Source organism: Streptomyces sp. NPDC031340, from assembly GCF_055569945.1.
Genome location: NZ_JBVIIE010000024.1, coordinates 35,814 through 53,055, shown reverse-complemented (window position 1 = coordinate 53,055; position 17,242 = coordinate 35,814). Strand labels below are relative to the sequence as shown.

14 protein-coding genes are annotated in these 17,242 nt (G+C 74.9%); 6 read left to right on the top strand and 8 right to left on the bottom strand.

The features are described from left to right. Positions 1-32: 32 nt before the first annotated feature. On the bottom strand, positions 33-323 hold the full coding sequence (locus tag ACZ5GT_RS20155) for a hypothetical protein (RefSeq protein ID WP_469026011.1): 291 nt from the start codon (positions 321-323) through the stop codon (positions 33-35). Positions 324-483: 160 nt separating this feature from the next. Here ACZ5GT_RS20155 and ACZ5GT_RS20150 point away from each other — a divergent pair, with 160 nt between their 5' ends. From ACZ5GT_RS20150 to ACZ5GT_RS20140, 3 genes are all read left to right on the top strand, one after another. Then, a complete protein-coding gene (locus tag ACZ5GT_RS20150; protein ID WP_469026008.1) occupies positions 484-1,110 on the top strand; it encodes a YigZ family protein in 627 nt (208 codons plus the stop codon). A gap of 138 nt (positions 1,111-1,248) precedes the next feature. Then, entirely contained in the window at positions 1,249-2,412 is a 1,164-nt protein-coding gene (locus ACZ5GT_RS20145) for an exonuclease SbcCD subunit D (protein WP_469026004.1), read from the top strand. Further along, positions 2,409-5,399 carry an AAA family ATPase gene (locus ACZ5GT_RS20140; protein ID WP_469025996.1) on the top strand — a complete coding sequence of 997 codons (2,991 nt, stop codon included), beginning with the start codon at positions 2,409-2,411 and terminating at the stop codon, positions 5,397-5,399. The genes ACZ5GT_RS20145 and ACZ5GT_RS20140 overlap by 4 nt, the downstream gene beginning before the upstream one ends. On the opposite strand, the gene ACZ5GT_RS20135 is transcribed toward ACZ5GT_RS20140, so the two are convergent. Next, positions 5,393-5,839: an Lrp/AsnC family transcriptional regulator gene (locus ACZ5GT_RS20135; protein ID WP_360753437.1), complete on the bottom strand. Its 447-nt coding sequence runs from the start codon at positions 5,837-5,839 to the stop codon at positions 5,393-5,395. The genes ACZ5GT_RS20140 and ACZ5GT_RS20135 overlap by 7 nt on opposite strands. Before the next feature lie 94 nt (positions 5,840-5,933). Here ACZ5GT_RS20135 and ACZ5GT_RS20130 point away from each other — a divergent pair, with 94 nt between their 5' ends. Beyond that, positions 5,934-6,452, top strand: coding sequence for a rhodanese-like domain-containing protein (locus tag ACZ5GT_RS20130; protein ID WP_469025985.1), 519 nt, complete (start codon positions 5,934-5,936; stop codon positions 6,450-6,452). Between the two features lie 169 nt (positions 6,453-6,621). Here ACZ5GT_RS20130 and ACZ5GT_RS20125 read toward each other — a convergent pair whose 3' ends face one another. Then, positions 6,622-6,762, bottom strand: a complete 141-nt coding sequence (locus ACZ5GT_RS20125) for a hypothetical protein (protein WP_469025981.1) — start codon at positions 6,760-6,762, stop codon at positions 6,622-6,624. A 248-nt stretch (positions 6,763-7,010) separates the two neighbouring features. On the opposite strand from ACZ5GT_RS20125, the gene ACZ5GT_RS20120 reads away from it, so the two are divergent. Further along, the gene (locus tag ACZ5GT_RS20120; protein WP_469025978.1) at positions 7,011-7,520 is read left to right on the top strand and encodes an immunity 21 family protein; all 510 of its coding nucleotides are present in this window, start codon (positions 7,011-7,013) and stop codon (positions 7,518-7,520) included. Positions 7,521-7,721: 201 nt separating this feature from the next. On the opposite strand, the gene ACZ5GT_RS20115 is transcribed toward ACZ5GT_RS20120, so the two are convergent. Both ACZ5GT_RS20115 and ACZ5GT_RS20110 read right to left on the bottom strand, forming a co-directional pair. Continuing rightward, on the bottom strand, positions 7,722-9,410 hold the full coding sequence (locus ACZ5GT_RS20115; RefSeq protein WP_469025975.1) for a DUF885 domain-containing protein: 1,689 nt from the start codon (positions 9,408-9,410) through the stop codon (positions 7,722-7,724). 33 nt (positions 9,411-9,443) lie between these two features. Beyond that, positions 9,444-9,935, bottom strand: coding sequence for an Lrp/AsnC family transcriptional regulator (locus ACZ5GT_RS20110; protein ID WP_398264951.1), 492 nt, complete (start codon positions 9,933-9,935; stop codon positions 9,444-9,446). Between the two features lie 60 nt (positions 9,936-9,995). Here ACZ5GT_RS20110 and ACZ5GT_RS20105 point away from each other — a divergent pair, with 60 nt between their 5' ends. Next, positions 9,996-11,261: a trans-sulfuration enzyme family protein gene (locus ACZ5GT_RS20105; RefSeq protein WP_469025972.1), complete on the top strand. Its 1,266-nt coding sequence runs from the start codon at positions 9,996-9,998 to the stop codon at positions 11,259-11,261. Between the two features lie 312 nt (positions 11,262-11,573). Here ACZ5GT_RS20105 and ACZ5GT_RS20100 read toward each other — a convergent pair whose 3' ends face one another. From ACZ5GT_RS20100 to ACZ5GT_RS20090, 3 genes are all read right to left on the bottom strand, one after another. Next, entirely contained in the window at positions 11,574-13,049 is a 1,476-nt protein-coding gene (locus ACZ5GT_RS20100) for a GNAT family N-acetyltransferase (protein ID WP_469025966.1), read from the bottom strand. Between the two features lie 124 nt (positions 13,050-13,173). After that, positions 13,174-15,822, bottom strand: a complete 2,649-nt coding sequence (locus tag ACZ5GT_RS20095; RefSeq protein ID WP_469025963.1) for a DUF7824 domain-containing protein — start codon at positions 15,820-15,822, stop codon at positions 13,174-13,176. After that, the gene (locus ACZ5GT_RS20090; RefSeq protein ID WP_469025960.1) at positions 15,819-17,222 is read right to left on the bottom strand and encodes an SWIM zinc finger family protein; all 1,404 of its coding nucleotides are present in this window, start codon (positions 17,220-17,222) and stop codon (positions 15,819-15,821) included. The genes ACZ5GT_RS20095 and ACZ5GT_RS20090 overlap by 4 nt, the downstream gene beginning before the upstream one ends. Positions 17,223-17,242 lie beyond the last annotated feature (20 nt).

Here is a 17,242-nt window from a genome sequence, read left to right as displayed (position 1 = left end):
GGGCCGGCGGCCGCGCCCGCTCCGCCGTGACCTCAGGCCGGCGCGGCTTCCCCGGCGGCATTGTCGGCGCCGCTCGCGTCCTCCTGGGCCATGCCGAGGAAGCGCCGGATCGCTTCGACCGGCATATCGAGCTCCTCGGACGCGGACAGCTCGTCGCCGAACACCTGCACCGCCTCGGTGACAGCCACGGCCAGTTCGACCTCTGCCTTGCGAACCTTGGCCTCGGCCTTGTCCACCGTGTCGACCACCGCCAACTGGCGGCGCTGCTTCTCCTGGAGCCTCTGCTTGCGGGAGACGGACTTGTCAGAGTTCTGCGCTGTCATGAAACAAGATCATAATCAGTCGTGCGAGCGCTCCTGAAATCGGCAACCGACCTGCTGTTCGCGGGAGTTCACGGCCGCAGAGCGCGGCCGGCGGCGGCCGGCGGCCGGCGCGGTCCGGTGGCCGCCGGGGGCCCCGTCGGCCACGGACTAGGCTGGTCCGATGCAGGACGAGTACCGCACAGTCGCCCGCGCGGGCGTGCACGAGACCGAGGTCAACCGCTCACGCTTCCTGTGCGCCCTCGCTCCGGCGGCCACCGAGCGGGAGGCCCAGGACTTCATCGCGTCCGTGCGCAAGGAGCACGCCGACGCCACCCACAACTGCTGGGCCTACGTCATCGGCGCGGACGCCTCCGTCCAGAAGGCGAGCGACGACGGCGAACCGGGCGGCACCGCGGGCGTCCCCATGCTCCAGATGCTGCTGCGCCGCGACATGCGGTACGTCGTCGCCGTCGTCACCCGCTACTTCGGCGGCGTCAAGCTCGGCGCGGGCGGGCTCATCAGGGCGTACGGCGGAGCGGTCGGCGAGGCGCTGGACACGCTCGGCACGATCACCCGGCGACGGTTCCGGCTGGCCACGCTGACCGTCGACCACCAGCGGGCCGGCAAGGTCCAGAACGACCTGCACGCGACCGGACGCGAGGTGCGTGACGTCCGCTACGGCGAAGAGGTCACCATCGAGATCGGCCTGCCGGACGCCGACGTGGACGCCTTCCGCGCCTGGCTGGCCGACGCGACCGCCGGGACGGCCGGGTTCCACCTGGGCGGGGAGGCGTACGGGGACGCCTGAGATCCGGGGGCAGAGAGGCCTGAGATCGCGGGCAAAAGGTGCGTAACAGGCATAGGTGGGGCGGATCGTGACGGGCGGTACGAGCGTGAGCGTCCGTCGCGTCCGTGATGTCAGACCCGGCCGTTAGTCTCGGGGATCATGAGGCTGCTGCACACTTCCGACTGGCATCTCGGCCGGGCGTTCCACCGGGTCGGCATGCTCGGCGCCCAGGCCGAGTTCATCGGTCACCTCCTCGACACCGTGCGCGAGCACCGGGTGGACGCGGTGGTCGTGTCGGGAGACGTGTACGACCGTGCGGTGCCGCCGCTGGCCGCCGTCGAGCTGTTCGACGACGCGCTGCACCGGCTCGCCGCCCTCGGCGTACCCACGGTGATGATCTCCGGCAACCACGACTCGGCCCGCCGCCTCGGCGTCGGCGCCGGACTCATCGGGCGCGCGGGCATCCACCTGCGCACCGAGCCGTCCGCGTGCGCGACCCCCGTGGTGCTGTCCGACGCGCACGGCGACGTCGCCTTCTACGGGCTGCCGTACCTCGAGCCGGCTCTGGTCAAGGACGAGTTCGGGGTGGCGAAGGCGGGCCACGAGGCGGTGCTCGCCGCCGCCATGGACCGGGTCCGCGCCGACCTCGCCACGCGCGCGCCCGGCACCCGGTCCGTCGTCCTCGCGCACGCCTTCGTCACCGGCGGCGAAGCCAGCGACAGCGAACGGGACATCACCGTCGGCGGGGTGGCCGCCGTCCCCGCCGGGGTCTTCGACGGCGTCGACTACGTGGCGCTCGGCCACCTGCACGGCTGCCAGACCATCACCGAGCGCGTCCGCTACTCGGGCTCGCCCCTGCCGTACTCCTTCTCGGAGGCCGGCCACCGCAAGACCATGTGGCTCGTCGACCTGGGCGCCGACGGCTCCATAGGCGCCGAGCGCGTCGACTGCCCGGTGCCCCGGCCGCTGGCCCGGATCCGCGGCCGCCTGGAGGACCTGCTCGCCGATCCGGCTCTCGCCCGGCACGAGGAGGCGTGGGTCGAGGCGACGCTCACCGACCCGGTCCGCCCGGCCGAGCCGATGGCCCGGCTCACCGAGCGCTTCCCGCACACCCTCAGCCTGGTCTTCGAGCCCGAGCGCCCCCCGGAGGACCCCGGCGTGTCCTACGCCCGGCGGCTCGCGGGCCGCAGCGACCAGCAGATCGCCGAGGACTTCGTCGCACATGTGCGCGGCGCCCGACCCGACGCGGACGAACAGGCCGTGCTGCGGGAGGCGTTCGACGCGGTGCGCGCGGACGAGGCCGTGCGGGAGGTGGCGCGGTGAGGCTGCACCGGCTGGACGTCACCGCCTTCGGACCGTTCGGCGGGTCGCAGCGCGTCGACTTCGACGAGCTCTCGGCGGCCGGTCTGTTCCTGCTGCACGGCCCGACCGGCGCCGGCAAGACCTCCGTCCTCGACGCCGTCTGCTACGCGCTCTACGGCGCCGTGCCGGGCGCCCGCCACAGCGGCCAGGGCCTGACCCTGCGCAGCGACCACGCCGCACCCGGCACCCGCACCGAGGTCACCCTCGAACTGACCGTCGCCGGACGCCGGTTGGAGATCACCCGGCAGCCGCCCTGGGAGCGCCCCAAGAAACGCGGGTCGGGCACCACGCTCGACAAGGCCCAGAGCGGGCTGCGCGAGTACGACGCCACCGCCGGCGCCTGGAAGCAGCTCAGCCGCTCGCACCAGGAGATCGGCGAGGAGATCACCCAGCTGCTCGGCATGAGCCGTGAGCAGTTCTGCCAGGTCGTGCTGCTGCCGCAGGGCGACTTCGCGCGGTTCCTGCGCGCGGACGCCGAAGCGCGCGGCAAGCTGCTCGGCCGCCTCTTCGACACCCGCCGCTTCGCCGAGGTCGAAAAGCGCCTCGCCGAGAGCCGGCGGGCCGCCGAGGCCCAGGTGCGCGACGGGGACGCCGCGCTGCTGGCCGACGCGCACCGGATGCAGCAGGCCGCGGGCGACGCCATGGAACTGCCCGCGCTGCAGCCGGGCGACCCCGGCCTGGCGGCGGCGGTCCTGACCGCGGCGGCCGTCGCCCGCAGCACCGCCCGGGAACAGCTGACCGTCGCCCGGTCGCGCCTCACGGCAGCGGAGTCCGCGCAGGCCGCCGCCGAACACGCGCTGGCGGACGCCCGCGAACTGGCCCGCCTGCAGGACCGGTTCACCCAGGCGCGGGAGCGGGCCGCCCGGCTCCAGGAACACGCCGACGCCCACCGGCAGGCCCAGGACCGCATGGAGCGCGCCCGCAAGGCCGAGGCGGTGGCCCCCGCCCTGGACCTCAGGGAGGCGGCCGAGGCCGAACACCGCCGGGCGGCCGGGGCGGAGGCGCGCGCGCGTGCTCTGCTGCCGGACGGCCACGCGGACGCGGGCGCGACCGGGCTCGCCGCCGCCGCACGCCGCAGCGCGGAGGAACTGGGCGGCCTGGAGTCGGCCCGGCGCGCCGAGCGGCGGCTCGCCCAGCTGGTCGCGGAACGCGCCGGCCTGGACCGGCAGGAGCGCGCCGACGACGAGGTCCTCCAGGAGGCCGACGCCTGGCTGGCCGGCTGGGAGGAGCTCCGCGCCGGGCTGCACGGCCGTATCGAGGCCGCCCAGGAGGCCGCAACCCGGGCCGAGCAGCTGGCCGTGCAGCGGGAGCCCGCCCAGCGGCGGCTCGGCGCCGCCCGGCAGCGCGACCAGCTCACCCGCGACACGGACACGGCCCAGGCCCGCGCCCTCGCCGCCCGGGAACGCGCCGCCGAGGCCCGCGCCCACTGGCTCGACCTGAAGGAGCAGCGGCTGAACGGCATCGCCGCCGAACTGGCCGCGAACCTCGCCGACGGCGAGCCCTGCGCCGTCTGCGGAGCCACCGAGCACCCCGCCCCCGCCCGCAAGGTCGCCGGGCACGTCGACCGGGAGGCGGAGGAGCGCGCCCTCGCCGCCTACCAGCGCGCCGACGAGCAGCGCGCCGAGGACGAGCGCCGGCTCGGCGTCGTCCGGGAGGCGCTGGCCGCGGCGAGCGCCGAAGCCGGTGACACCCCGACGGACCGGCTCGCCGCCGAGGTGGCCGACCTGGAACGGCGCTACGCACGCGCCCGCGACGCCGCGTCCGGTCTGCACACCGCGAGCGAGGAACTGCGGCGCGCCGAACACGAACACGAGCGGCGCACCGCCGTGCGCCAGGAGGCGGCCGTCCGCGCCGCCGCCCGGGTCGGCCACCGGGAGCGCCTCGACCGCGAACGGGCCTCGCTGGAGGAGGAGTTGACCCAGGCCCGGGGCGCCGCCGACAGCGTGGCCGCCCGCGCCGCCCAACTGGAGCGCGGGGTCGCGCTGCTCACCGAGGCCGCCGACGCCGCCCGCGCGGCCGAGGACGCCGCCCAGCGGCTCAAGGACGCCGACGCCCGGCTCGCCGACGCCGCCTTCCGCGCCGGGTTCGACACCCCGCAGGCCGCGGCGGCCGCCCTCCTCGACGACGCGGCCCACCGCGAGCTCCAACGCCGTCTGGACGCCTGGCAGTCCGAGGAAGCCGCGGTGCGCGCCGTCCTCGCCGAGACCGACACCGCTGCCGCCGCCCGGCAGCCTCCCGCGGACCTGGCCGCCGCGCAGCGGGCCGCTGCCGCCGCGGCCCAGCACCTGCGCGAGGCGGCCTCCGCGCGCGACGCCGCCGCCCGGCGCTGCACCGAACTCGACCGGCTCTCCGCCGGGTCGGCCGCGAGCGTACGGCGGCTCGCCCCGCTGCGCGCGGAGTACGACCGGGTCGCCCGCCTGGCCGCCCTGACCGCGGGCACCTCGGCGGAGAACGAGCGCAGGATGCGCCTGGAGTCGTACGTGCTGGCGGCGCGCCTGGAACAGGTGGCGGCCGCGGCGACGGTGCGGCTGCGGCGCATGTCGTCCGGCCGTTACACGCTGGTCCACTCCGACGACCGGGCCGGCCGCGGCCGCAGCGGGCTCGGCCTGCACGTGGTGGATGCCTGGACCGGGCGCGAGCGGGACACCGCGACCCTGTCGGGCGGCGAGACGTTCTTCGCCTCGCTCGCCCTCGCGCTCGGTCTCGCCGACGTCGTCACCGACGAGGCGGGCGGCGTCCGCCTCGACACCCTCTTCATCGACGAGGGGTTCGGCAGCCTCGACGACCAGACCCTCGACGAGGTCCTCGACGTCCTCGACTCCCTGCGTGAACGCGACCGCAGCGTCGGCATCGTCAGTCACGTCGCCGACCTGCGCCGCCGCATCCACGCCCAACTGGAGGTGGTGAAGGGCAGATCCGGGTCGGTGCTGCGGCAGCGCGGTCAGTGACCCAGCGGGCGGCGGGGCAGCGGCGAGGAGTACACGACGCTCGTGGTCACCGAGCCCAGCGCGCCGATCTTGCCCGACACCTCCTCCAGGTGGCGCATCGAGCGGGCGGCGACCTTGATGACGAAGCAGTCGTCGCCCGTGACATGGTGCGCCTCCAGGATCTCCGGCGTCGTGGCGACGAGATCGTGGAAGGGCTTGTAGTTGCCGGTGGGGTACCGGAGCCGCACGAAGGCCAGGATCGGCAGGCCGAGCCGTTCCGGGTCGACCACCGCCGCGTAGCCCTGGATGACCCCGGCCTCCTCCAGGCGCCGCACCCGCTCGGTCACCGCGCTCGCCGACATGGAGACGGCCCGGGCCAGTTCGGCGAAACTGGCCCGGCCCTCCCGCTGGAGGACGTCGAGGATGCGCCAGTCGGTGGCGTCCGGGGAATACACGGTCATGGGGGAGGAATAGCAGGGAGATCCACGGCCGATCAAGCGGAACGCCGGGGATCGTCAGTTCAGGACGCCGATCGGCGCCCGTAGTTTTCTGCCCATGACCACGACCTCAGCCGCCACCGCCACCGCCACCGCCACCGCCGTCAATACGGTCCTGCGCGTCCCCCCGGCGGCTCCCGCCGCGGCCGCCGCCCACTTCCGCGCGAGCCTCGCCTTCCACGCGGACGCCTCCGACGTCGCCGCCGCGCTCGCCGCCGCGCTGGCCGCGGGCGGCGACGCCGGGTTCGTCGTCGTGGACTCCCGCTCCACCGAGTCCTGGGACCAGGGGCACGTCCCGGGCGCGGTCCACCTGCCGACCGCGCTCATCCCCGAACAGGCCGAGGGACTCCTCGACAGGTCCGTGCCGGTCGTCACGTACTGCTGGGGCCCCGGCTGCAACGGCGCCACCCGGGCGGCCCTCGCCCTCGCCGAACTGGGCTACCAGGTCAAGGAGATGCTCGGCGGCTTCGAGTACTGGGCACGCGAGGGCTTCGAGTACGAGACCTGGCGGGGCCGCGAACGCCGCCCCGCCGACCCGCTGACCGCACCGGCCGACACCGACGACTGCGGCTGCTGACCGTCCGCGCGGCGCGGGGCGTCACCGGCCGGCGATGACCCGCGGTGCTCCGGGGCCGGCAGTGCCCTCACCTCACCCGGGGCTTCCGGTCCGCCGGTTCCGGTGGGAACGCACAGGACCCCCGCGGTGATCACCACGGGGGCCCTGCGGGTTGGCCGGCGCCGGCCGGTCAGCAGTTGCGGATCGAGTACACCGGGCTCCACGGGTCCCAGGCCGGCTCACACAGGTTGCCGGCCACGCAGGTGCAGGTGCCGCCGGGGTTGACGTGCCCGGCGGTGGACCCGGGCGACGTGTACGGAGACGTGGCCATGATGCCGACGTCCTGAGCTCCGACGGGCGCGGGCGGCGCGGTACGGGTGACGGCCTGGCTGCCCGCCGTGGTGGTGGCGGCCGGGCCGGCCGGTGCTTCCGAAGGGGGCAGCGGTGCAGGTGGTGGACGGCTGGAACGACCCTCCCGAACCCCGGTCGGCGGCCCGGGGAACCCCGGGTCCGGAGTGGTCCCGGGGAACCCTGGAGATCTTGGGATCACCGGGCCGTCGTGCGTGTAGGTTCTGCGCCATGGTGCGATACGCGGATCCCGGTGCGCTGGAGTGGGTGGAGTCGGGCGGCGGCCCGCTCATCGCGGTACCGGAGACGGTGCTGCCGTTCTGGGCGGGGGCCGACGGCGACGAGACCGCCTCCGACTACGACCGGGCCTGCGAGGTCGACGGCAGCGTGGGGCTGCTCCCGGTCGGGGACTGCGCCGCCCTGGTCCTCGGCGACGAACCGGCCTCGACCGCCTATCTCCCGCAGCACGCCGCCTTCGTACGGTGGTGCGCCGCCGGCAGCGAGGACGAACTTCTCGCCGGTGTGCCCGAAGCGCTCGCCACCGCCGACTGGGAGGACGAGGTCCGCTGGGACGTGCCGGGCCCGGTCCTGCTGTTCGACTCGGCCTGGCCGGGGACCGAGACGGAGCGCACGGACGCACTGCGCGTCGCGCTGGAACCCGGCCGCTACGCGGTGCGCGCGGCCAGTGTCCAGCCGGGCCCGGAGACCTGGCTGGGCCTCGTCCGGCTGCACCGCCTCTGACCCGGGACCTCGCGTACGGCGCGCGGGCGCGCACCCCGTCAGTATCAGGGCCTGCCGGACCGTCGGCCCGCCTCGTCGCGTGGCTCACCACGGACGAGGCGGACCGGCTCACGGGGTCACGGGCTCACGGGCCTATGGGCCCATGGGCCGGGGTGAGAGCCCGGGTTCGGCTTCCGGTTCTGATCGGCGGGTGGACGCCGGTCAGAGCGCGGACAACTCGTCCACCAGGTCGTCCAGGCCCAGCGAGCCCTGCGACAGCGCCGCCATGTGCCAGGCCTTGAGGTCGAACGCGTCACCGTGCCGCTCGCGCGCGTTCTCCCGGCCCAGCAGCCAGGCGCGCTCGCCCAGCTTGTAGCCGATCGCCTGCCCCGGCATGGACAGGTAGCGGGTCAGCTCGCTCTCCACGAAGTCCGCCGGGCGGCTGCTGTGCGCGCCGAAGAACTCCTGCGCCAGCGCGGGCGTCCAGCGCTCCCCGGGATGGAAGGGGGAGTGGTCGGGGATGGTCAGCTCCAGGTGCATGCCGATGTCGATGACGACCCGCGCGGCCCGCATCATCTGCGCGTCCAGGTAGCCCAGCCGGCGCTCCGCGTCGGTGAGGAAGCCCAGCTCGTCCATCAGCCGCTCCGCGTACAGTGCCCAGCCCTCGGCGTTGGCGCTGACCATGCCCACGCTGGCCTGGTAGCGGGAGAGGTCGGCCGCCACGTGCTTCCACTGCGCCAGCTGGAGGTGGTGGCCGGGCACACCCTCGTGGTACCAGGTGGAGACCAGGTCGTAGACGGGGAAGCGGGTCTGACCCATCGTCGGCAGCCAGGTGCAGCCCGGACGCGAGAAGTCGTCCGACGGGGCCGTGTAGTACGGCGCCGCCGCGCTGCCGGGAGGCGCGATCCGGGACTCGACCCGCCGGACCCGCTCGGCCAGGTCGAAGTGGGTGCCGTCCAGCTTCTCGATCGCCTCGTCCATCAGGGCCTGCAGCCAGCGCCGCACCTCGTCGACGCCCTCGATGTGGGTGCCGTGTTCGTCCAGGTGCGCCAGCGCCACCCACGGCGTGGCGGCGCCGGGCAGGATCTTCTCGGCCTCGGTCCGCATCTCGCCGAGGATGCGGTGGAACTCGGACCAGCCGTACGCGTACGCCTCGTCGAGGTCGAGGTCCGTGCCGTTGTAGTAACGGACCCAGCGCGCGTACCGTTCGCGGCCCACCACGTCCGGCGCGCCCTCGACCGCCGGCGCGTACACGTCCCGCATCCACTCGCGCAGGGCCACCACGCCCTGGGTGGCCTCGCGGGCCGCCGCGTCCAGGTCGGCGCGCAGCGCCTCGGGCCCCGCGTCCGCGAAGTGCTCGAACCAGCCCCGGCCGTCGCCCGTGTCCGCCCACTCGCCGAGCTGCCCGACGAACGTCCTGGTCGCGCGCGGACCGCCGTACAGCTTGCGCTCCAGACCGAGCGCGAGCGACTCCCGGTAGCCCTCCAGGGCCGCGGGCACCGCGCGCAGCCGCTCGGCGACCGCCGTCCAGTCCTCCTCGGTGGCGGTGGGCGTCACGGTGAACGCCTGGCGCACCCCGTGGGCGGCCGAGCTGAGGTTGCTGACGTCACGCAGGCCCTCGTCCGCCTCGTCGATGGCGAGCGAGGCGGTGAGCCGCTCGCGCAGCAGCCGCGCGCAACGGCGCTCGATGTCGCTGTCCCCGCCGGGCCGGCGCTCCGCCTCGTCGAGCCGGGCGAGCGTTTCCCGCTTCAGCCGCGCGAGCGCCTCCTGGCCCGCGGGCGAGAGGTCGGGCAGACGGCCGGCGCTCTCCTTCACACCGAGGTAGGTGCCGATGACCGGATTCAGGGCGATGAGTCGGTCGACGTACGCGTCGGCGACCTGACGGGGCAGCTGGCTGTTGGTCTGAGACATGCGGACCATCCTCGTACGAGGGGCCGCCGCGCGTCACCGGGATTGAGCCGACGGCGTAGGCGGCAGCAGCGGCCCGCAGTCCCACTGCTGGAAGATCAACCGGGTCTCCACCCGGGCCACTTCGCGGCGGGCCGTGAACTCGTCCAGCACCAGCCGCTGCAGGTCCGCCATGTCCGCGACGGCGACGTGCACCAGGTAGTCGTCGGGCCCGGTCAGATGGAAGACGGTCCGCGACTCCGGCAGCGCCCGGATCCGGTCCACGAACGGCCCCACCAGCTCCCGCCGGTGCGGCCGGACCTGCACCGACAGCAGCGCCTCCAGACCCCGGCCGAGCTTGGCCGGATCGAGCCGCAGCTGATGTCCGAGGATCACCCCCGCCCGGCGCAACCGGGTCACCCGGTCCAGGCAGGTCGACGGCGCGACCCCGACCTGCGCGGCGAGGTCGCGGTAGGTGGTCCGGGCGTCGTTCTGCAGCAGCCGCAGCAGATGCAGGTCCACCGGATCTAGTGCGACGGATTCGGTCATATGCCGAACGTAACACGGGTTCCGGGCCCCGAGGCCCGGCCGGTGTTCACCCTTGCGCCCATGGACTCTGCGCGCACGGACACCTCGCACGACGACGCACGCACCGCACCCGGAGCTCCGGCCACCGCACCGAGAGCACTGGCCACCGAGGCCGTCCACGCCGGCCGCGACGACCTCGCCCGGCAGGGACTGCACGCCCCGCCCATCGATCTGTCGACCACCTACCCCTCCTACGACAGCCGGGGCGAGGCCGCCCGCATCGACGCCTTCGCCGCCACCGGCGCCGAACCCGCGGGACCGCCGGTCTACGGCCGGCTCGGCAACCCGACCGTCGCCCGCTTCGAGACCGCCCTGGCCCGGCTGGAGGGCACCGAGGCGGCGGTCGCGTTCGCCAGCGGCATGGCCGCGCTGACCGCCGTCCTGCTGGTCCGGGCCTCCCTGGGGCTGCGGCACGTGGTGGCCGTCCGTCCGCTGTACGGCTGCAGCGACCACCTGCTCACCGCGGGACTGCTCGGCTCCGAGGTCACCTGGACCGACCCGGCGGGGATCGCGGACGCGCTGCGCCCGGACACCGGACTGGTGATGGTCGAGTCGCCGGCCAACCCGACGCTCGCCGAGGTCGACCTGCGGGCCGTCGCCCACGCCTGCGGCTCGGTCCCGCTGCTCGCGGACAACACCTTCGCCACGCCCGTGCTGCAGCGGCCCGCCGAACAGGGCGCGCGGCTGGTGCTGCACAGCGCCACCAAGTACCTCGGCGGACACGGCGACGTGATGGCCGGTGTGGTGGCCTGCGACGAGGAGTTCGCCGGACGGCTGCGGCAGGTACGGTTCGCCACCGGCGGCGTCCTGCACCCGCTCGCCGGCTACCTGCTGCTGCGCGGTCTCTCGACGCTGCCGGTCCGGGTGCGTGCCGCCTCCGCGAACGCCGCCGAGCTCGCCCGCCGCCTCGCCGCCGACCCGCGCGTCGCCCGCGTCCACTACCCGCGCATCGGCGGCGCGATGATCGCCTTCGAGGTCGCCGGCGACCCGCACGAGGTGATCGCGGGCGTCCGCCTGATCACCCCGGCGGTCAGCCTGGGCAGCGTCGACACCCTCATCCAGCATCCGGCGTCCATCAGCCACCGCATCGTCGACGCGGACGACCGGCGCGGCGCCGGGGTGAGCGACCGGCTGCTGCGGCTGTCGGTCGGCCTGGAGGACGTCGAGGACCTGTGGGCCGACCTGGACCGGGCGCTGGGGGACCGGGCACCGGGGGAGCGGGCGTTGGGGGAGCGGACACCCGCCTCGGAGACGGGCGCGCTGCGCGAAGCATCCGTCACGGGGTGAGCTTCCACGACAGGGCGTCCACGACAGGGCGTCCACGACAGGGCGTCCACGACAGGGCGTCCACGGCGGGGCGTCCGTGACGGGATGAGCCTCTGGCACGGGGGCGTCGGTGACGGAGTGAGCGTCCGGCACGGGTGAGCGTCCGTGACGTGGGCTTCCGAGCCGGGGGTGCCTGTGACGGGTGCGCCCCTGACGGGTGCGCCCGTGGAGGGGACCCGTGAAGGGTGGCCCGTGAAGGGGTGAGCGTCCGTCAGGACGCGAACGGCCCGGCGTCTTCGCGCCGGGCCGTTCGCCGTGGTGCGGTGCCGTGCCTCAGTCGCGCGCCCCGCGCCCGCCGGACCGGCCCTCCGCCACCTCGTGCGGCAGGGCCGAGCCGATCACGGCCGTGTCCAGGCGGGCCGTGATGACCAGCGTGCCCTCCTCGATCTGGTAGTCGAGGGGCAGACCGAGGCCGCGCATGGCGGCGACCATGCCGGTGTTGGACGCCTGCGTCACCGCGTACACGCTTTCGCAGCCCGCCTCGGTCGCCATCGCCACCAGGCGGCCCAGCAGTTCACCGCCGATGCCGCGCCGCTGCCAGCTGTCCTCGACCAGCAGCGCGACCTCCGTCTCGTCGCCGTCCCACAGCAGATGGCCGAGGCCGACGACCCGGCCGGACGCCGTCTGCACGGCGAGCGTGCGGCCGTAACGCGGGCTCAGCAGGTGGCTGAGGTAACGGTCCGCGTCACCGACCGGCCCGTGGTACCGCATGCCGAGCGTCCGCGCCGAGCAACGCTCGTGCATCGCCTTCGCGGCATCGATGTCACGGACGTCGGCCCGGCGCACGGTGATCTCGTTGCCCTCGGGCAGCGTCAGCACGTCCTTACCGCGCGGCACGCGCGGTCCCAGCCGGGCGTCCAGCTCCACCAGCGCCCGCGCCCGGGCGAACTCGGTCGGGGTGAAAGGCAGATACGGCCGTTCCACGGTGATCACTCCGCCCTCCGGGGCCCGCAGCCGCATCACGGTGTCCTCCAGCACCCCCTCCACGGGAACCCCCTGCGGCGCCCGGCCCCCGCCGAACGGCGAGGCGGGCAGCTGGCGGATGGTGCACCGGCCCAGCAACTGCCTTAGCGCCAGCGGCAGTTCCGCCGCGTCCAGCGCGGTACGGGCGGCCAGGCCCAGCACCCGGGTCGGCGCGTCCACCAGATCGTGGGCGTCGGCCCGCTCGATCCAGGTGTCGGTGCCGCCGGCCAGCGACACCACGCGGGTGAGCCCGGACGCCGCCAGCTCGCTGGGAGCCCGCAGCAGGAACTCGTCCACCGTGCCGTCGGCCAGCGGGTGCGTCTGCAGGCTCAGGATGTCCACCCGCTCCCCGGCCAGCGCGGTGCACAGCGCGGCCAGCGAGCCCGGTTCGTCCCTGACCGTCGTCCGCATCCGCCACAGCGTGCTCTGCACGGGCGCGGTCCGCGTCGTCGTGGCGGACGGGCCGGACTGTTCGCCCAGCCCCGTCTGCCCGCTCTGCCCGGTCTGCCGCCCTGTCGGCAGCGGCCGGGCCCCGGTATCACTCGTCGGCGGTGCGTGGCCGTGGCGGCGTGCCCACCATGTGTGGAACCCCGCCGTCGCGGCCAGCGCGATCGCCGAGATCACCAGCAGGGCCGGTCCGTCCGGCCCGTGTCCGACCAGGTTCGCCACGGCGTCCGCCACCGCGACCGCCGTGAAGAGGGCGGCCAGCTCCACCACGTCCCGCCGCCAGTGGTGCACGGGACGTCCGTGCTTCGCACGGGTCACATTCGACATTTCTCGACTCATGCACTCACTGTGAAGGAACGGTGTTGCGTGATCGCGAACGCTTTGTGACTGATCGGTAAAGCGTACTTATGCCCTTTTTGTTGATTCTTTTACGGTTCTCTCGCCGTGCGGACGACAGGGCAGGTCAGGCGGCCTCCCCTGCGGTCAGCGCGCTGTGCAGCCGCCGGGCCTGCGCCACCAGCCGGGACGAGCCGGACCGCCGCGCCGTCCGCTCCAGGTGCGGCAGCTGCCCCCGCGCCCCGGAACGCTCGGCGCACTCCGCCGCGACGCCCAGCAGATCCGCGAGCCCGCGGGGCGCCGTCCCCGCCCCGTCGGCCGCCTGGCCGGCGAGCAGCGCCGGCAGGGTGTGCCGCAGCACCTCCCACACCGTGGCGTGCGCCCCCGTGGCGGCGGCGGTGCGCGCCGCGTCCGTCAGCCGCAGCGGCTTCACCGCGCCGAGCCCCGCCAACTCCCCGAGGTCCGCGCCCAGCCGGGCCGCGTCGAGCTGCCCGCGCGCCGCCAGCGTCAGCAGCGCGTCCACGGCCGCGAGCCGGTCCTCCGGATGCCGCGCGCCGAGCCCGTACGCCAGGCACAGGTGCACCGACTCGCCCGCCTCGCCGCCGGACTCGGCGAGCCGGGGCAGGACGGCGGCGACGCCCCGGACGTCGTTCACGGCCGCGCCGGACAGCTCCCGCAGCATCCGCAGCGCCACCAGTTCGCGTCGCTCGGGGAGCAGGGCCAGCCAGTGCGGGCGTATGGAGTCGTTCCAGGCGTGGCAGTACCAGGGGTCGGCGACGGCGTCGGTCGGCCGGCCGAGGGCGCGGAACTCCGCGGGGAAGTCCTCCCGCAGTTCCGGCAACTCGCCGGCGTCGACCAGGACGCGTGGTCCGGCGACGCGCCTGCGGGTCTCCGGCAGGGCGGATCCGTCCGACCTCAGCCACCGGGCGAGCCGCGTGCCCTCCGCCGTGCCGAGAGCCGCCGCGCGCCCGGCCGCCGCCGCGGCCGCCGCCCGGTCCGACCGCCGGACCCGCAGCAGCGCCTGCGCGAAGTCCGCCGCCGCAGGCCGCGCGCCCGTGCGCCGGTAGGCGTCGAGCCGGTCCACGAGCTCGTCCGGCTCCAGCAGGCCCGTGCTCCACGTCGGCGTCGACAGCAGGAACGGCAGCGGCTCGGTGCGGATCCGGTACGCCAGCTCCCACAGCCGTGCGTCGAAGGCCCGGCACAGGGCGCTGTGGGTGCAGCCGTCGGTCATGGTCCCCTGCTGGACCGCCGCGAGGAGGGTGCTGGTGTCCACGCGCCCCAACAGGGTCGCCAGCAGCAGGTCGACGGCTTGCTCGGTGTCGAGGAGGCTGCGCCTGCGGGCGAAATGGGTGTCCGGGCGGACACCCTCCAGATGCCACCAGCGGTGGACGGCCACCGGGGCGAGCGCCTCCAGGAGGTCGTCGCGGCGGTCGTGGGCGTGCCGCACCAGGCCGTCCAGCGCACGCTCGAACACCGCGACGTCCGTGCCCGCCGCCAGCAGCGCGCTCACCTCCTCGGCGAGCTCCGCCGCCGACCGCGGTGCCGGTTCGAGGCGGAGCGGCTCCGGCGCCGGAGGCAGCACCTCCTCGTGGACCACCGGACCGGGGGCCGCCGGTTCGATGCCGAGCGCCCGGGCGGCCCGGACACGGAGCGTGGGAATCAACTGTTCGGCAGCAACAGCCAGTTGTTTCCGTACGTCCGCGGAATCCGCCTTCCGCAGATGACGTTCGACCAGTTTCAGCGCCCGCTCCTGCACCTCGGGGTCAGGGTGCCCGAAGGCCTCGGCGGCGGCCGGCAGCAGCTCCGCGGCGGCGGCCGGGTCCTTGGCGAGGACCTTGCCGAGCAGCACGAGCTGCGCCCGCACGAGCTTCTTCTCGGTGCGGAACAGCACCGCCACCGACATCTCCACGAGCAGGCGTCGCGTCAGCTCGCCCGCGAGCGCGCAGGACGCCAGCACCGACTGGGCGTGCGCGGCCACCGGCGAGACGGCGTCCGAGGCGAGCGCCAGCCAGTCGGCCGTCCGCTCCCGCTGCTCCTCGTCCGTGAGCTCCAGAGCTTTCAACAGCTTCAGGAACGCCCGGTGATCGGCGGCCGGTCCGCCCCTCAGCAGCCGGGCCACACAGGCTTCGACCACCACCTTCCGGTCGAGGTCGCCGGAGGCGGTGAGCTCGTTCAGCGCCTGGAACCAGGTGTGCGGGCCCTCACCGGGCAGCCACTCGAGCAGACCGCCGATGTCCGCGGTCTCGAACATCGCGGCCACCAGCTCGGGAAGATGCGGATCCTCACGAAGCCGGCCGACGACCGTCCCATGGCTCTTCCAGGTGCCCGAGATGTGCACCATCCAGCCCCGCACATAGGCATCGGTCGTCGGCACCGGACAGCCCGAGAGCCGCACCAGGCCCGCCGTCAGCTCGTACGGCACCATCGCGGAGTCCGCGCGTTGCGCGAGCCGGTGCGCCAGATCCGCGAGCCAGGCCGGGTCGCGGTCGCCGACGATGCGCAGCAGCAGCGCGGGCGCCGCCTGTGACCAGCGCATGTCCGCGCCGGCCATCCAGTCGGCCACGGCCGCCGCGCCGGTCTGGCACGCCGCCCCGGCCGCCTGCAGCGCCGGATGGGCGCGGCGGGAAGCCCTGCTCCACGGCTCCTTTCTCAGCTCCTTGCGCAGCGCCTTCAACTCGGGGAAGACGGCGCGCCGCTCGGCAGCCGTCATCTCGTCGAGCAGGTCCACCACCTCCGGGGTCCGGCCCGCCCGTACCGCCTCCAGCAGCGCACTCATCGCACACCTCCGCCGACCCGCGCCGTGTCCCGCTCTGTCGCGGCGCCCCGCCGCACCATCCGCACCGCCAGCGCGTGCTTGCACGGCCCGCGCCCGCCCCGGTACCTCGCCCACCACAGGCAGGTGCAGCTGAGCACCCCCGCCTCGTCGCGCACCCGGTGCACGTGCCCGTCCTCCGCCGTGACCGTGGCGAGGGCGCCGTCGACGGTGACCGCTCCGGCGGCCACCAGCGCCCGGGCCGCGCGCAGTCTGGGGTTGTGGCGCTCCACCCGCTCGGCCTCGTAGGGCAGTTCGCGGTGGAAGTACGCCGCCTCCGCCGTGTCGTACCCGACGCGGCCCGACGTGCCCAGGCGGACCAGGGCGGCCCGGACCCGCTCGGGTGTGAGGCCGGACGCGGCGGCGAGGCCGGTGACGTCGACGCGGGGCTCCCACGCCAGGAGCACCGAGACCAGCTCCGCGTCCTCGGCGGCCTCCTCGCCGGCGAGCGCGTCCAGGACACCGCCCTCACCGGAGAACCCGCGCGAGGCGTCCGGCGACAGCGTGAGCGTGAGCCGCATGCCGGGCAGCACGGCCTCCCACGCACTGGCGGTCGCGGCGGCGCCGGCGACCGCCGGGCCGTACACCCTCAGTGCGGTGGCGTGGCGCAGCACGCGCTGGAGCGCCACCAGCCGCTCCGGACCGGGCAGGCACACCGCGCCCGGCACCGCCCGCGTGGTCGGCCGCAGCCCGCGGCCCGCGGGCACCACCCAGCGCGGGCCGGCCGACGCGCCCCGTCCTCCCCCGCGGGGCAGGGCGCGCAGGAAGCGGACGGCCTCCGCGGCCGGCAGCTCGGCCCGCAGCTCGAAGCCGGCGGCGATCACCTGGGCCTCCGCGAATCCGCGCAGCCAGCGGTCGGGCAGCGGCACCTTCTTCTCCACGACCGGACCGTCCAGGGTGGTCACGGCCAGCTCGTCCGGCCCGACCCGCAGATGCAGCGGATCGTCCGTGCCGATCCGGGAGAGCGCCTCGCGCAGGGGGTTGTTGACGTCCACGTTCGTCGTGCCGTGCCCCACCTCGCCGCCGTCGAGGCCGGCCTCCAGGACGTCCAGGCGGGCGTAGACCCCGCCGCATCCCGAGAAGGACTCGAACCGCAGCCGGTCGCCGTTGCCGGTCACCACCGGGTCGAGCGAGGCCCGCAGCTGCGGCTGGTAGTACCGGGCGGCCGCCACGTCCGCCACCGCCAGCAGCCCCGCGGAGGCCATCTGAGGGGAGGTCAGGAAACCGGCGAAGAACCGCGGATGGTCCGTGACGCCGGCCGGCGTCGCACCCCGTGAGGTCTCAAGTCCCAGCCGTCGCCCACCCGGCGCCGACTCCAGCACGGAGGATCGGCGATAGGCCACGGCCTGCAAAGATCGCGTCATGGAAAGACCGTAGAGGCGAC

Excerpts from the sequence above, each read along its gene's own strand:
- ACZ5GT_RS20120 (WP_469025978.1), top strand. The coding sequence starts at position 7,011 with ATGGTGCGATACGCGGATCCCGGTGCGCTGGAGTGGGTGGAGTCGGGC.
- ACZ5GT_RS20095 (WP_469025963.1), bottom strand. The coding sequence starts at position 15,822 with ATGAGTGCGCTGCTGGAGGCGGTACGGGCGGGCCGGACCCCGGAGGTG.
- ACZ5GT_RS20115 (WP_469025975.1), bottom strand. The coding sequence starts at position 9,410 with ATGTCTCAGACCAACAGCCAGCTGCCCCGTCAGGTCGCCGACGCGTAC.
- ACZ5GT_RS20145 (WP_469026004.1), top strand. The coding sequence starts at position 1,249 with ATGAGGCTGCTGCACACTTCCGACTGGCATCTCGGCCGGGCGTTCCAC.
- ACZ5GT_RS20110 (WP_398264951.1), bottom strand. The coding sequence starts at position 9,935 with ATGACCGAATCCGTCGCACTAGATCCGGTGGACCTGCATCTGCTGCGG.
- ACZ5GT_RS20155 (WP_469026011.1), bottom strand. The coding sequence starts at position 323 with ATGACAGCGCAGAACTCTGACAAGTCCGTCTCCCGCAAGCAGAGGCTC.
- ACZ5GT_RS20130 (WP_469025985.1), top strand. The coding sequence starts at position 5,934 with ATGACCACGACCTCAGCCGCCACCGCCACCGCCACCGCCACCGCCGTC.
- ACZ5GT_RS20135 (WP_360753437.1), bottom strand. The coding sequence starts at position 5,839 with ATGACCGTGTATTCCCCGGACGCCACCGACTGGCGCATCCTCGACGTC.
- ACZ5GT_RS20090 (WP_469025960.1), bottom strand. The coding sequence starts at position 17,222 with ATGACGCGATCTTTGCAGGCCGTGGCCTATCGCCGATCCTCCGTGCTG.
- ACZ5GT_RS20150 (WP_469026008.1), top strand. The coding sequence starts at position 484 with ATGCAGGACGAGTACCGCACAGTCGCCCGCGCGGGCGTGCACGAGACC.
- ACZ5GT_RS20125 (WP_469025981.1), bottom strand. The coding sequence starts at position 6,762 with ATGGCCACGTCTCCGTACACGTCGCCCGGGTCCACCGCCGGGCACGTC.
- ACZ5GT_RS20100 (WP_469025966.1), bottom strand. The coding sequence starts at position 13,049 with ATGAGTCGAGAAATGTCGAATGTGACCCGTGCGAAGCACGGACGTCCC.
- ACZ5GT_RS20105 (WP_469025972.1), top strand. The coding sequence starts at position 9,996 with ATGGACTCTGCGCGCACGGACACCTCGCACGACGACGCACGCACCGCA.